Source organism: Micromonospora sp. NPDC050200, assembly GCF_040656135.1.
Classification (GTDB): Bacteria; Actinomycetota; Actinomycetes; order Mycobacteriales; family Micromonosporaceae; genus Micromonospora.
In genome coordinates this window covers 204670-217408 of sequence record NZ_JBFALG010000004.1, presented here as the reverse complement: position 1 = coordinate 217408, position 12739 = coordinate 204670, and the positions used below count along the sequence as shown (strand labels likewise).

At 72.6% G+C, this 12739-nt stretch carries 12 protein-coding genes, 1 tRNA gene and 1 pseudogene; 6 read left to right on the top strand and 8 right to left on the bottom strand.

Annotated features, from left to right (window positions below):
- Positions 1-58: 58 nt before the first annotated feature.
- Complete coding sequence (locus AB0I41_RS05305; RefSeq protein WP_357102067.1) at positions 59-1729, bottom strand: DUF885 domain-containing protein; 1671 nt, start codon at positions 1727-1729, stop codon at positions 59-61.
- Between the two features lie 164 nt (positions 1730-1893).
- Positions 1894-2493, bottom strand: a complete 600-nt coding sequence (locus AB0I41_RS05300; protein ID WP_357102064.1) for a Uma2 family endonuclease — start codon at positions 2491-2493, stop codon at positions 1894-1896.
- A gap of 117 nt (positions 2494-2610) precedes the next feature.
- Between AB0I41_RS05300 and AB0I41_RS05295 the strand changes: the two are divergent.
- Positions 2611-3739: pseudogene (locus AB0I41_RS05295) on the top strand (DMT family transporter); the annotation flags it as partial.
- Here the strand turns inward: AB0I41_RS05295 and AB0I41_RS05290 are convergent.
- The 3 genes from AB0I41_RS05290 to AB0I41_RS05280 form a co-directional block, all read right to left on the bottom strand.
- Entirely contained in the window at positions 3622-4692 is a 1071-nt protein-coding gene (locus AB0I41_RS05290; RefSeq protein WP_357102062.1) for a PHP domain-containing protein, read from the bottom strand. The pseudogene AB0I41_RS05295 and the gene AB0I41_RS05290 sit on opposite strands and share 118 nt — an antisense overlap.
- Positions 4693-4766: 74 nt before the next feature.
- The gene (locus AB0I41_RS05285; RefSeq protein ID WP_357102060.1) at positions 4767-7634 is read right to left on the bottom strand and encodes a glycosyl hydrolase; all 2868 of its coding nucleotides are present in this window, start codon (positions 7632-7634) and stop codon (positions 4767-4769) included.
- Positions 7635-7803: 169 nt separating this feature from the next.
- The gene (locus tag AB0I41_RS05280; protein ID WP_357102058.1) at positions 7804-8565 is read right to left on the bottom strand and encodes a M23 family metallopeptidase; all 762 of its coding nucleotides are present in this window, start codon (positions 8563-8565) and stop codon (positions 7804-7806) included.
- Between the two features lie 77 nt (positions 8566-8642).
- On the opposite strand from AB0I41_RS05280, the gene AB0I41_RS05275 reads away from it, so the two are divergent.
- From AB0I41_RS05275 to AB0I41_RS05260, 4 genes are all read left to right on the top strand, one after another.
- Entirely contained in the window at positions 8643-9029 is a 387-nt protein-coding gene (locus tag AB0I41_RS05275; protein WP_357102056.1) for a hypothetical protein, read from the top strand.
- Positions 9030-9102: 73 nt separating this feature from the next.
- Entirely contained in the window at positions 9103-9270 is a 168-nt protein-coding gene (locus AB0I41_RS05270; protein WP_357102054.1) for a hypothetical protein, read from the top strand.
- A gap of 116 nt (positions 9271-9386) precedes the next feature.
- On the top strand, positions 9387-9914 hold the full coding sequence (locus tag AB0I41_RS05265; protein WP_357102052.1) for a tRNA adenosine deaminase-associated protein: 528 nt from the start codon (positions 9387-9389) through the stop codon (positions 9912-9914).
- Positions 9915-10122: 208 nt separating this feature from the next.
- Positions 10123-10578, top strand: a complete 456-nt coding sequence (locus AB0I41_RS05260; protein ID WP_357102105.1) for a nucleoside deaminase — start codon at positions 10123-10125, stop codon at positions 10576-10578.
- Positions 10579-10610: 32 nt separating this feature from the next.
- Here the strand turns inward: AB0I41_RS05260 and AB0I41_RS05255 are convergent, their stop codons facing one another.
- The 3 genes from AB0I41_RS05255 to deoD all read right to left on the bottom strand — a co-directional run bounded on the left by AB0I41_RS05255 (position 10611) and on the right by deoD (position 12544).
- A complete protein-coding gene (locus AB0I41_RS05255) occupies positions 10611-11078 on the bottom strand; it encodes a thioesterase family protein (RefSeq protein WP_357102050.1) in 468 nt (155 codons plus the stop codon).
- A complete protein-coding gene (locus tag AB0I41_RS05250) occupies positions 11075-11713 on the bottom strand; it encodes a TetR/AcrR family transcriptional regulator (protein ID WP_357102048.1) in 639 nt (212 codons plus the stop codon). Before AB0I41_RS05250 ends, AB0I41_RS05255 begins: the two co-directional genes overlap by 4 nt.
- 123 nt (positions 11714-11836) lie before the next feature.
- Positions 11837-12544: a purine-nucleoside phosphorylase gene (gene deoD, locus AB0I41_RS05245; protein WP_357102046.1), complete on the bottom strand. Its 708-nt coding sequence runs from the start codon at positions 12542-12544 to the stop codon at positions 11837-11839.
- 75 nt (positions 12545-12619) lie between these two features.
- Between deoD and AB0I41_RS05240 the strand changes: the two genes are divergently transcribed.
- Positions 12620-12709: transfer RNA gene (locus AB0I41_RS05240), tRNA-Ser, on the top strand.
- Positions 12710-12739: the final 30 nt, after the last annotated feature.

Sequence of the window (12739 nt, the reverse complement as noted above, 5' to 3'; positions counted from 1 at the left end):
GGTCGATTCTTCGACCCGCCCCTTCGCGTCGGCACCGTCCCGCCCCCGGTCCGAGCACTCAGAGGCGGGCCAGCGCCTTGCGCAGCGGGTCGAGCCCCAGCGCGCCGAGGTCGAGCGCCTGCCGGTGGAACTCCTTGAGGTCGAAGTCGGCGCCCTTGCGGGCCTTCGCCTCCTCGCGGGCCTGGAGCCAGATCCGCTCACCCACCTTGTACGACGGCGCCTGCCCCGGCCAGCCCAGGTAACGGTTGAGCTCGAAGCGCAGGTTCTCGTCCGGCACCCGGCAGTGCGCCCGCATGAACTCCCAACCCAGCTCCGGCGTCCAGCGCTCGCCCGGGTGGAAGCCGAACGGATTGTCCTTCGGGATCTCCAGCTCCAGGTGCATGCCGATGTCGACGATCACCCGGGCCGCGCGGAACGCCTGCCCGTCGAGCATGCCGAGCTTGTCGCCCGGATCATCCAGGTAGCCCAGGTCGTCCATCAGCCGCTCGGAGTAGAGCGCCCAGCCCTCGCCGTGCCCGGAGACCCAGCAGAGCAGCCGCTGCCAGCGGTTGAGCAGCTCGGCCCGGACGGCGGTCTGCGCCACCTGAAGGTGGTGGCCCGGCACGCCCTCGTGGTAGACCGTGGTCACCTCGCGCCAGGTGGAGAAGTCGGTGATGCCCTGCGGCACCGCCCACCACATCCGCCCCGGGCGGGAGAAGTCCTCGCTCGGCCCGGTGTAGTAGATCGCCCCGTCGCTGGTCGGCGCCAGGCAGCACTCGATCCGGCGGACCTGCTCCGGGATGTCGAAGTGGGTGCCGTGCAGCTCGCTGATGGCCTTGTCGGCCAGCGCCTGCATCCAGTCCCGGAACGCCTCCTTGCCCTGGATCGTCCGGGCCGGGTCGGCGTCGAGCGCAGTCACGGCATCATCGACAGTGGCACCGGGACCCGCGATGCGCCCGGCAACCACTCGCATCTCGGCTTCCAGCCGGGCCAGCTCCGCGAAACCCCAGGCGTACGTCTCGTCGAGGTCGACCTTCGCGCCGAGGAAGTACTGGGAGGCCAGCTCGTACCGCTCCCGGCCGGCGGCCTGCTTGTCCCGCCCGTGCGGGGCCAGCTCGGTGCGGAGGAACTGACCGAACCCGGCGGTGGCGGCGGTGGCGGACGCCGCGCCCCGGCGCAGCTCGGCGCCGAGGGTGCCGTCCGTGCCGAGCCGCTCCACCAGGCCGTGGAAGAAGTTGTCGCCGTCGGGGTCGGTCCAGACGTCGCACTGCTTGGCCACCTCGACCAGCTGCACCTTCGAGCTGATCCGGCCGGCGGCGGCCGCCTCGCGCAGGGTGGTCTTGTAGCCCTCCAGCGTCGCGGCGAACCGGTTGAGCCGGGCGGCGATGTCGGCCTGGGCGGCCTCACCCTCGGTCGGCATCAGGTCGAAGACCATGCGGATCTCGTGCAGCCCGCTGGCGATCACGTTGACCTCGCTGGTCACCTCGCCCGCGTCGTACCGGGCGAGGTCCAGGCCGAGGCGTTCCTGCATGGCCTCCTTCGCCGTCCGCTCGGTCTCCGACTCGGGCTCGGTCACGTCGAGGTCGGCCAGGGTGCGCCGGGTCAGCTCGGCCCGGGCCGCGTAGCCGGCGGGCGAGAGGTCGTCCAGCTGGTCGTCGTAGCCGGCGATGCCGACGTAGGTGGCGCCGGTCGGGCTCAGCGGGGCCCAGTCGGCCACGTAGCGGTTGGCGAGGTCATCGATTCGTCCCACGCTGCGACCCTACGTGACCGGCCCGCCGGGATGTCGAGCGTGTTTGGCATGTCCGGGCAGCAGCCGCGCGGGGTCGACGTCGATCGGGAACGGCGCCCGGGCGCGCAGTCGCTGCCCGCCGACCGCCCGCGCGGCGCGGACGTAGTGCCCGCCGCAGCTGTCGACTACGGCAGCAGCTCCGCCGGGTCGAAGTCGATCGGGAACGGTACGTCCGCCCGGAGCCGGCGCCCGCCCTGCGCCTTCGCCACGGTGGCGTACGCGCTCCAGTCGTCGAGCGAGAAGAGTTCCACGGAGACGTGCCGCAGCCGACGGACGATCTCGACGCGCATGAAGTACGGCACCCCGGCCTCGGCGCAACGGCGCGGCTTGTCCAGGAAGTCCTGCTGTCGGCTGGCCGGGGAGACGAATTCGATCGCCATCGTGCAGTACCGCACCGGGACCCAGCGGTCCTCGTCGTCCGTCTTGGGGACGGTGTGCAGGACGGTGACGTCGGGCTGGATCCAACTGCGCGGATTGAAGGTCAGGTTGATCTGGCCGTAGACGTAGAGGTCGGCGGCCTCCGCCGCAGGCCCCAGGAGTCGGGCGAGCTTTATCTCACCGAAGCTGTTCGCGCCGGCTTCCGCGGGAGTCATGACCAGCCTTCCGTCGATGCACTCGAAGCGCGCGTCCGGCAGGTCGCGCGGCGGGAGGTATCGGTCGGCCAGGCCCGTCGTCCAGACCCCGTCGAAGTCGTAGAGCGGGTCGAACCTCTCCGGCATCGCCATCGGTTGCGCACCTCCTCGACTGGTCAACGCCTCCACTGTATGGCGGTTGCTGTGGTGCGCGACACGGCGTCCGATTTTCGCGGGACATCGTCGTACCGCTGCGGCAGAGTGTCAGGGGTGACCACCCACATCACTCCTGACCGGGCGCCGCTGCGTAGCTGGCTGCCGGGCTTCCTGGCGCTCGCCGCGATCTGGGGGGCGAGCTTCCTGTTCATCAAGGTCGGCATCGCGGAGCTGCACCCGCTGCATCTCACCCTCTACCGGGTGGCCACCGGCGCGCTCACCCTGCTGGTGGTGCTCGCCGTGCTCCGCGACCGGCTGCCCCGCGAGCCTCGGGTCTGGGCGCACCTGGTGGTGGTCGCCGCGTTCGGGGTGGCGCTCCCGTTCACCCTCTTCGGCTACGGCGAGCAGCGCGTCGAGTCGATGCTCGCCGGCATCTGGAACGCCACCACCCCGCTGATCGTGCTGCCGCTGGCGGTGCTGGTCTTCCGCACCGAGCGGTTGACCGCGCGCCGGGCGGTCGGGCTCGGGCTGGGCTTCCTCGGGGTGCTGGTGGTGCTCGGCGTCTGGGAGGGCGTCGGTGGATCGCACTTCACCGGCCAGCTGATGTGCCTCGGCGCGGCGGCCTGCTACGGCGTGGCCATCCCGTACCAGAAGAAGTTCATCGCCGGCAGCGCGTACTCCGGGCTGTCGCTCTCCGCGGCGCAACTGCTGATGGCGGCGGCGCAGCTCGCGGTGGTCGGGCCGCTGGTGGCCGGGGCGCCGCCCGTGCCGACCGACCTGTCGGCGCCGGTGCTGGGCAGCGTGCTCGTCCTCGGCGCGCTCGGCACCGGACTGGCCTTTGTGATCAACATGCGCAACATCCGGGTGGCGGGCGCGAGCACCGCCGCCACGGTGACCTACCTGATCCCGATCTTCGCGGTGCTGATCGGCGCGGTGGTGCTCGGCGAGCGGATGAACTGGCACCAGCCGGTCGGCGCGCTGGTCGTGCTGCTCGGCGTCGCGGTGGCGCAGGGCCTGGTCGGCCGGCGCCGCCCGCGCGCGACGGCCGGCGCACCCGCCGTGCCCGCCGCGCAGCCCGCCGCCCGCTGACCTCCCGGCGCGTCCGCCCGGTGCCGCCCGGGTGGGTCAGCGCCGGGTCCGGGCCCACTCGAGCAGGCGGTCCGCGGGCCAGGTGTTGACCACCCGGTCGGCGGGGACGCCGCAGAGCGCGGCCCGTTCGCAGCCGAACCGCTGCCAGTCCAGCTGCCCCGGCGCGTGCGCGTCGGTGTTGACGGCGAACCGGCAGCCGGCCTCCAGGGCCCGGCGGATCAGCCGCTTCGGCGGGTCCTGCCGTTCCGGTCGGGAGTTGATCTCGACGGCCACGCCGCGCTCGGCGCACGCGGCGAAGACCGCGTCCGCGTCGAAGTCGCTCTCGCCCCGGGTACGCGGCCGGTGCGCCCGGTCCCCCGGACCCTGCACCCCGGCCGGGCGGGACGACACCATCCGCCCCGTGCAGTGGCCGAGGATGTCCAGGTGCGGGTTGGCGATCGCGGCCAGCATCCGCCGGGTCATCTTCGCCCGCTCGTCGGTCAACCCGCTGTGCACGGAGCCGACCACCACGTCCAGCCGGGCCAGCAGCTCGTCGGACTGGTCGAGCGAGCCGTCGGCGAGGATGTCCACCTCGACGCCGGTGAGGATGCGGAAACCCTCGGGCAGCGCCTCGTTCACCGCCGCGACGTGGTCGAGCTGCTTGCGCAGCCGGTCCGCGGTGAGGCCCCGGGCCACCTTGAGCCGGGGCGAGTGGTCGGTCAGCACCACGTACTCGTGACCCAGCTCGACCGCCGCGAGCGCCATCTCCTCGATCGGCGACCCGCCGTCGGACCAGTCGGAGTGGGTGTGGCAGTCGCCGCGCAGCGCCGTCCGCAGCTCGGTGGCCGCGGCGTCCAGGTCGGTGCCCTCGGTGGCGACCAGCCGGCGCAGGTAGACCGGCTCCTCGCCGGCCAGCGACTCGGCGACGCAGCGGGCGGTGACGTCGCCGACCCCGGCCAGCTCGGTGAGCTTCCCGGTGCGGGCCCGCTCGGCGACCTCCTTCGCCGGCAGTCCGGCGAGGGCCTTCGCCGCCGACCGGAACGCCCGGACCCGGTAGGTGGCCTCGTTGGCCCGTTCCAGCAGGAACGCGATCCGGCGCAGGTCGGCGAGGGGGTCCCGGGCGCTCATGACCTGCAAACTACGCGCCCGCGCCGCCGGTCGGGGGTACGACCGGCGGCGCGGGCTGGTGGTGGTACCGCGGATCAGGCGTACGGCAGCGTGACGAACGAGCGGTCGCCGATGCCGAGGGTGGTCGGGTTCGTGCCGATGGCCGACCAGACCTCCACCTTCACGGTGCCGTTGGACAGGTTGCCCGGGGTGCCGGTCGCGGAGAGCAGCCCGGCGTTCTGCATGTAGTGCTCGTAGCCGGGGACCGGGTCGGTGGCGAAGTAGCGGTACGTCTCCACCCGGTCGAAGCTCCCGTCACCGGTCAGGTCGTAGGAGATCCGTGCCTGCACCCCGTTGCCGACGGCCTGGCCGGCGTCGAGGAACAGGTCGAACGCGGTCTGCCCACCGGAGTAGGTCATGGTCAGGCCGGTCGCGGTGAAGACCACCGGGTTGGTCGGCGTGCCGTCGTGGTTGGTGCCGCCGGCGCTGGCCACCGTGGTGGTCGTCGCGCCGCTGGCTGCTCCCAGGCCGCCGCCGGGGAGCAGGTACCGCGTCGGCGAGCCGGCCGGCGGCGGCGTGGTGGGGGGCGGCGTCGGGCTCGCGCCGCCGTTCGCGTCGCCCCCGCTCCAGGTGTACGCCCCGGTGGTCGCCGTCCCGCCGGCCGCGATCGTGAGTTGGGTGCCGTCGGACCAGGTGACCGTGAGCGGCGCGGCGGTGATGTTGCTGGCTACGTAGGTGCGGGCGCCGTTGCGGGTGAAGACGGCGGCCAGCGGGTGGTTCGCGGTGACGCCGGTGTCCACCTGACCCAGTGCCGCGAGGTTGCGGATCCAGTGGAACGTGTGGGCGCGGCTCTCCCCCTCCTCCGGGGTGTAGCCGGGGTTGGCGCGCAGCTTCGTCAGCGCCGCGTCCGGGTCGCCGAGGGCCAGGAACTCCCAGAGGATGTCCTGCCAGACCGTGGGTTCCCCGCCGTTGTTGCGGACGAGTTCGGCGTAGTTGGTCCTGGTGTAGGCCGGGCGGTGGCCCAGGTAGAGGTGGCCGCCGGTGACCGGCAGCATGTTGATGCCCTGGATCATCTCCGGGTCGGCGCTGAACCAGGTGGCGTACGCGGCGCCGTCGCCCCAGACCATGCCGGCCGTCGAGTGCCCGAACCCGGCTGGGAAGTTCTCGTCGTCGACGTCGAACCAGTACTCCTGGATCGCCGCGGCCTGGGTGGTGTGGATGAAGACGCCGGCATCCCGTACGGCGGTGTTGCCGGTGGCCTGTCCCCACTGGATGAGCGCGTTGGCGAAGTTCATCCCCTCGGACGACGACTCCTGGTTGTTGCCGGCGTTGAACGAGCCGTGCCCGGAGGCCCAGTCGTGCCCGGCGTAGATGTCGAAGTCCCGCAGGTACGGGAAGCGGGTGTCGGCGCGGCTGTAGTTGTTGGCGTCCCGGATGAGCAGGTCGACCATGCCGCCGTACTGCGCGGTGGTGGCCCACGTCGGGTCGAACTTGGCCAGCGTCGCGGCGGCGGCGATGAAGTAGCCGTAGTGGAAGTGGTGGTCGTTGAGCTCCTGGTCGGACCCGTACGAGGCGGGGTAGCCGATCAGGGTCCCCCAGTTCCGGTCGTAGTAGAAGACGCGGGAGGTCTTGCCGGCCGTGGCGGTGAACCAGTCGTTGAGGGTGGCCCGGATGGCGTTCAGCGCGGCGGTACGGGTCTCCGTGTCACCGACCAGGTCGGCGATCTCGGCGATCCGGGCGGCCCGCCCGAGGCCCTTGCCGTTCCAGTAGGTGTCGCCGCCGCGCAGGTCCATCGGGTTGCCCCGGACGGCCGCGAGCTGGTCCTTGAGCTGGGCCAGGTCGGCGCCGGCGCCGGTGCCGACGGCGGGCAGTTCCGGTAGTACCCCGTGGTAGGTCATGGCGGTGCGGAACTCGCTGACGCCGGTGAGCACCTTCATCCGGCCGCGCGGGGAGGGGTAGCTCTGGCCGATCGGGGTGGCGCCGGTCAGGGCCTTCCACTGGTGCGGGTAGAGGCTCACCACGGTCTGGGTGGCGGTGCCCTCCCGGGGCGTGGTGGTGAAGGCGTACGTGGTGGTGACCCGGCTGCTGGCCTGGTCGTAGGAGTACGACACCCGGGTGCCGGTGACGTGCGCGTGGGCGTACCGGCCGTAGCTGGTGGCGAGGGCGGCGCGGGTGGCGGCGTCGGTGCTCGGCGTGGTGGGCAGCAGGGCGACGGAGAAGTAGTCCCTGCCGGCGAGGTTGGAGGTGATCCGCCCGCCGGAGACCGTCCAGCTGGCGCCGGTGGGGGCGTAGGCGACGTAGTCGTGGCCCCTGACGTTGAACCCGATGGTGCCGCCGCTGGAGGACCAGACCGTCGGGCTGCCGCCGGTGGCGTTGATCAGCGCCTCGCCGCCGCTGGTGCGGAAGTACGTGAACGGCAGGCCGTGCCCGATGGTGGCCCGCAGGGTGCGGGTGCCGTCGCTCCAGTACGGGCTGACCGTCCAGTCCGTCCAGTCGTCGACCTTGACCACCGGCGCGCCGAGTGCGGTGACGCCGACCCGGATGTCCTCGGCGTACGCGTACTTGTACTCCCCCACCCCGGTCGCGGTGCCGGTGATGGTGGGGGTGGAGGTGGCGGAGAAGCCGAGCCCGTCGCCGAACGGCTGGTAGGAGACGGGGTGCGCGTGCAGCGGCTCGCTGTACGCGCAGTTGGTCCTCTTGTAGAGCAGCGACGACCACCAGTCGTTGGTGGGGACGGGGCCGGCCGGCGCGTTGGCGGTGACGAACTGCCGGGGGTTGGTGGACAGGTCGCCGCAGCCGCTGGGCAGGGGGCCGACCCGGTCGGTGGTGTAGCTGCCGGCGCCGACGGTGGCGGCTTCGGCGGGGGCCGTGGCGGTGAGGGCGAGGCCGGCGACGACGACGGCCAGGGCGGTGGTGGTGGCGAGCACCCACGGGGTGCGGCGGTGTGGGACGGGAGGGTTCATCGTTCCTCCAACGCGCGCCGGATCAGGGGGACGGCGTCGCGGTTCGTCGGAATCGGGAGATTTATTACCAGAGAGAGCGCTCTCTCATGCGGACGTTAACGATTGCCAAGACTTTCGTCAATGTGTCAGTCGGCTGACGCACCCGTTGCCGGGCCGCCGGGTGCTCCGGTCAGCCGGCGCCGGTGGTGGTGCGCGGGGCCGTCGGGCAGCCGTGTTCGCGCTCCCAGGTGGTCACCTCGGCGGCCGGCGAACGGTTGCCGCGCTTGCGCCACGAATCCAGGTACTTCGCCGGCCAGACCACGCCCCGCCGGATCCACCAGTCGTCGTGGCCGGTGCACTTCGGCGACAGGCCGAAGTGGAGGTGGCAGACGTTGTTCGCGTTGCCGGTCCGCCCGACCTTGCCGAGCTGCTGCCCCGCCCGTACCCGCACCCCGGCGTCGACGCCGGCGCTGATCACGCTCAGGTGCGAGCCGTAGTACCGCACCCCGTCGTCACCGAGCAGCGACACCGACAGCCCGCCGTTGTACGGCCCCAACGGCCCGCGCCGGTCGAAGCGGTCCACCCGGCTCACCTCCAGGATCGTCCCGTCGGTCACCGCCACGACCGGCTCCCCGCAGTCGGCGAAGATATCCGTGCCCGGATAGGTCGAGTGCGTCGGGTGGTAGGCGACGTCGTCGGCGGGCACCGGGAAGACCCGCCGCAGCGGCGCGCGCGACGGCGAGGGCGACGGCCCGGCCGGGCTCGCGGAGGGCGCGGTCGTGGACGGCGTCGGCTGGTTCGCGGCGGCGACCGCGGACGGAGAGCCCCAGACCGTGCTCGGCGCCGCGGCCGGCCGGTCGCCGGGCGCGCAGCCGGCGAGCAACGCCGGCGCGAGCAACAGCAGAACCGGGTACGCCGGACGCGCGCGGCGGCCGGTCGATCGCGACGACATCCGGACATCCTGGCAGACGGATACGGTGGGAAGGTCCCCCGGAGCGCCGGGGTCCGTGGACGGGAGCAGTGACGGCGATGGACGATCAGCCCACGTACCCGGCCGGGCCGGCCGCCGGGCAGTTCATGACGCGTACCCCCTCGGGTCTCTTCCCCTCCGGGCCGCCCCGCCGACCGACCTGGCGCGAGCCCCACCCGGTGACCGGCAGCGGGGTCGCCGCCGGCGGCGCGCTCGCCGCCACCTGGCTGGTGCTCTTCGGCCTCCTCGGCCGGGACGTCCCCGGCTACGCGTGGTGGACCGTGATCGCCGGCGGGCTGGCCTGGCTGGCCGCCCTCGCGCTCGTCCGGTACGGCGACCGGGGGGTGGCCGCCGGAGTGGCGATCGTCACAGCGGGTGGTTGGAGCATCGCGTTCGCGATCGTGGTCGTGCGCTGGGCGACCAGCGCGGACTGGCCGATGTGGTGACGTTCGGTAATTGGTCGGCTCCGCTTCGAACGCCATCTTGACGTACTCGCTGTAACTGGGGACGCTTTCCGGTATGGCCTGGACCACCCCGCGGCTCGACCCCGATCGCAGCCGTCGCCGCCTGCAGATTCTCGCCGAGCTGGCGGGGGCCCGCGCGGTACGACAGCGGGACAAGCCGCAGCGGGAGCGCACCGAGCGGTTGCGACAGCTGATCGCCACCCGGCGTCGCGTCGCAGGCTGACCGACTTTTCAGGATTGACCGGCCCTTCGGGGCGTTGACCGGTCGCCTGCCGACCCGACCGGTTAACGTGCACGCGTAACGAGTCGGCGTGCTGTGCCGAGGCATTTGGGGGGATCGTGTCGTACTTCGCTGCCGCCGTGGTGCGCGAGGAGGGCGGCTGGAGCGCCGCCGAGGTGAACCTACGGGGCGCCTCCGACATCGACGACGTCGCCGACCGGCTGCGCGACGTCGAGCCCGACGCCGAGCTGTCGCTGCTCTTCGTCGAGGCGGACGACGCCTACCTGGTGATCCTGCGCCTGGACGAGGGGGAGGACCTGCGGGTCTTCGGCTCCGACTCGGCGTACGCGGAGGAGTCCCGGCTGGGCGCGCTGCTGGTCGGCGACCTGAAGACCTCGGTCACCGGGCTGGACGAGAGCGAGGAGCCCCGCCCGGCCGCCGCCGGGGACGAGGAGAGCGAGCAGCCGGTGGTCGACCCGGAGGCCGACCCGGTCGGCGACGCGGACATCCTCGCCGACCTGGGCATCTCCGCCCAGCGGCTGCTGCGGCTCAGCAGCCACGAGGGGATGCTCCCGGCCGACGTCACGGCCGAGGTGTGCCAGGTGCTCGGGTGCGTCGACGTGGTCGAGGAGCTGCGTGAGGTCTGACCCGCCGGACGCCGACGGGGTCGCCCTCCCGGGCGGCGGTTCGCCGCTGGCAGGGGCCGCCGAGCCGGCCGACTCGACCGACCCGGCGCTGGAGACCGTACGGCCGGGGCAGCCGACCCCCGGGTCCGTGGGCCGGGTCGGGCCCGGCGCGCACGAGGGGCTGGCCGACCCGGGCGGGGCGGGCCGCCGGCAGCGGCACGACCTGTGGATGCGCCGGGCGCTGGAGGTGGCGGTCACCGGCCCGGACACGCCCGCCCCGGGCCCCGACGGCGCGGGCGGGGCCGACGACATCCCGGTCGGCGCCGTGCTCTACGGGCCGGACGGGGTCGAGCTGTCGATCGGACGCAACGAGCGCGAGCTGACCGGGGACCCGACCGCCCACGCCGAGGTGCTGGCGCTGCGTCGGGCCGCCGAGCGGTTGGGCCGCTGGCGGCTCGACGGCTGCACGCTGGTGGTGACCCTGGAACCCTGCACGATGTGCGCGGGCGCGCTGGTCCTGGCCCGGGTGTCGACCGTGGTCTTCGGCGCCTGGGAACCCAAGACCGGGGCGGCCGGCTCACTCTGGGACGTGCTGCGCGACCGCCGGCTCAACCACCGCCCCGAGGTCTACGGCGGTGTCCTGGAACCGGAGAGCGCCGCGCTGCTGCGCGCCTTCTTCCGCTGACCACCGGCCGGCTTGTTCGGCCCGCCGGTCGCTCAGGCCGGTGTCGTTGCGGGGCGGAGCAGGGTCGCGGCCACCGCGCGGGCGGTCTCGGTCCACGGGGTGGGCCGCAGGGTCGCCGGGTCGAGCCGGACGATCGCCCGCCGGCCCTCGGCGTGCACGGTGCCGCCGTCGACCGAGCGGAACCGGTACGCGTACTCGGCGCTGCTGGTGCCGAAGTGTTCGAGCCAGAAGTGCACCGCCACCGGCCCGGTGGCGGCGATCGGGGCCCGGTAGGTGATGCTGAACTCGCGTACCGCGTGGAACGTGTCCGGTGCGCTGCGCTGCCCGCCCTGGAAGGAGACGCCCCGCTCGGCCCAGTAGGCGGTCAGGGCCCGCTCCAGCAGCACCGCGTACCGGGCGTTGTGCAGGATGCCGAAGGCGTCGAGGTCGTCGAAGTACACGTCGACGTGTTCGACGTGACCGAACTCGACGGCGGGCTGGTCGGCGATGGCGTGGCTCATGAGAGGCCTTCCGGTAGCAGGGTCGGATCGGGGCACAAGGCCCGCAGGCGGTTCAGCAGGCCCTGGCGGGCGTGCCGGTAGGCGGTGTCGGGGTCCAGCAGCCGGGACCGCATGGCGGCGGTGATGCCGAGCGCGTCGATCTCGTACGCCAGCTGCGGCACGTCCACGTCGGCGGGGAGTTCGCCGGCGGTGACCGCCTCCCGGACGAGGTGTTCGAGGTACGCGGTCCAGCGGCCGAACACCTCGGCGAGCCGGTCCCGGATCGGGCCGGGGCGGGCGTTGTACTCGAAGTCGGTGCTGGCGAAGAAGCAGCCGCCGGGGAGCACCCGGGCGGCGTAGAAGTCGATCCGGGCCTGGTGCAGCGCCCAGATCCGCCGTACGCCCCGGGGGGCGCGACGGGCCGGGTCGATGATCCGCTCCTGCCACTGCTCCACCGCCCGGTCGACGGTGGCGAGCTGGAGCGCCTCCTTGGACCGCCAGTGCGCGAACAGCCCGGACTTGCTCACCCCGAGCGTGTCGGCCAGCTGTGCGAGGGAGAGCCCGTGCAGGCCGACCTCGGTGGCCAGCACCACCGCGGCGTCCAGCGCGGCGCGGCGGGTCCGGTCGCCCCGCGCGACGCGTCCGTCGACTGTCATGGGGAGAGGCTAATCAAAAAGCACGACCGGTCGTATTGTTTCGGTGGGTGACGGTGGTCACTCCCGGACACGACGCCGCCCCGCCATCCGGGGGATGACGGGGCGGGGCCGGGAAGGAGGGGATCAGGCGATGGCCGTGTCCAGGGCGATCTCGACCATCTGGCTGAAGGTCTGCTCGCGCTCGGCGGAGGTGGTCTTCTCGCCGGTCTTGATGTGGTCGCTGACGGTCAGGATGGTCAGCGCCCGCGCCTTGAACCGGGCGGCGATCGTGTAGAGCGCCGCCGACTCCATCTCGACCGCCAGCACGCCGTAGTCGGCCAGCGCGTCGTAGAGGTCCGGCCGGTCGGTGTAGAAGGCGTCCGCCGCCAGGATCGGCCCGACGTGCATGGTGATGCCGCGCCGCTCGGCCACCTCGACCGAGGTACGCAGCAGCCCGAAGTCGGCGACCGGGGCGTAGTCGATCAGCCCGTCGAACCGCATCCGGTTCATGTTCGAGTCGGTCGACGACCCGATCGCGGCGACGACGTCGCGCAGTTGGAGGTCCTCGGTGAGGGCGCCGCAGGAGCCGACCCGGATCAGGGTCTTCACGCCGTAATCGTTGACCAACTCGTGGGCGTAGATGGAGGCGGACGGCATGCCCATGCCGGAACCCTGGACGGACACCTCGACGCCGTTCCAGCGGCCGGTGAAGCCCAGCATGCCCCGGACCGTCGAGTAGCACGTGGCATCCTCGAGGTAGGTCTCCGCGATCCACTTGGCCCGCAGCGGGTCGCCCGGCATCAGGACCCGCTCGGCGATCTCTCCCGGCTTCGCGCCGATGTGCGTACTCATGGCAAAGATCCTGCCAGGTTGGCTGCGGGGATACCGGTTCGGCATCCAGACCCACGGTCCTGTACCCTCGTCGGCGGTGGCGTGTCCGAGCGGCCTAAGGAGCACGCCTCGAAAGCGTGTGAGGGTTTACGCCCTCCGAGGGTTCAAATCCCTCCGCCACCGCCAACGAAAAACGCCCGGTCGGTCCTGATGGAC

Excerpts from the sequence above, each read along its gene's own strand:
- AB0I41_RS05300 (WP_357102064.1), bottom strand. The coding sequence starts at position 2,493 with ATGGCGATGCCGGAGAGGTTCGACCCGCTCTACGACTTCGACGGGGTC.
- AB0I41_RS05290 (WP_357102062.1), bottom strand. The coding sequence starts at position 4,692 with ATGAGCGCCCGGGACCCCCTCGCCGACCTGCGCCGGATCGCGTTCCTG.
- AB0I41_RS05285 (WP_357102060.1), bottom strand. The coding sequence starts at position 7,634 with ATGAACCCTCCCGTCCCACACCGCCGCACCCCGTGGGTGCTCGCCACC.
- AB0I41_RS05280 (WP_357102058.1), bottom strand. The coding sequence starts at position 8,565 with ATGTCGTCGCGATCGACCGGCCGCCGCGCGCGTCCGGCGTACCCGGTT.
- AB0I41_RS05275 (WP_357102056.1), top strand. The coding sequence starts at position 8,643 with ATGGACGATCAGCCCACGTACCCGGCCGGGCCGGCCGCCGGGCAGTTC.
- AB0I41_RS05270 (WP_357102054.1), top strand. The coding sequence starts at position 9,103 with ATGGCCTGGACCACCCCGCGGCTCGACCCCGATCGCAGCCGTCGCCGC.
- AB0I41_RS05260 (WP_357102105.1), top strand. The coding sequence starts at position 10,123 with ATGCGCCGGGCGCTGGAGGTGGCGGTCACCGGCCCGGACACGCCCGCC.
- AB0I41_RS05255 (WP_357102050.1), bottom strand. The coding sequence starts at position 11,078 with ATGAGCCACGCCATCGCCGACCAGCCCGCCGTCGAGTTCGGTCACGTC.
- AB0I41_RS05250 (WP_357102048.1), bottom strand. The coding sequence starts at position 11,713 with ATGACAGTCGACGGACGCGTCGCGCGGGGCGACCGGACCCGCCGCGCC.
- deoD (WP_357102046.1), bottom strand. The coding sequence starts at position 12,544 with ATGAGTACGCACATCGGCGCGAAGCCGGGAGAGATCGCCGAGCGGGTC.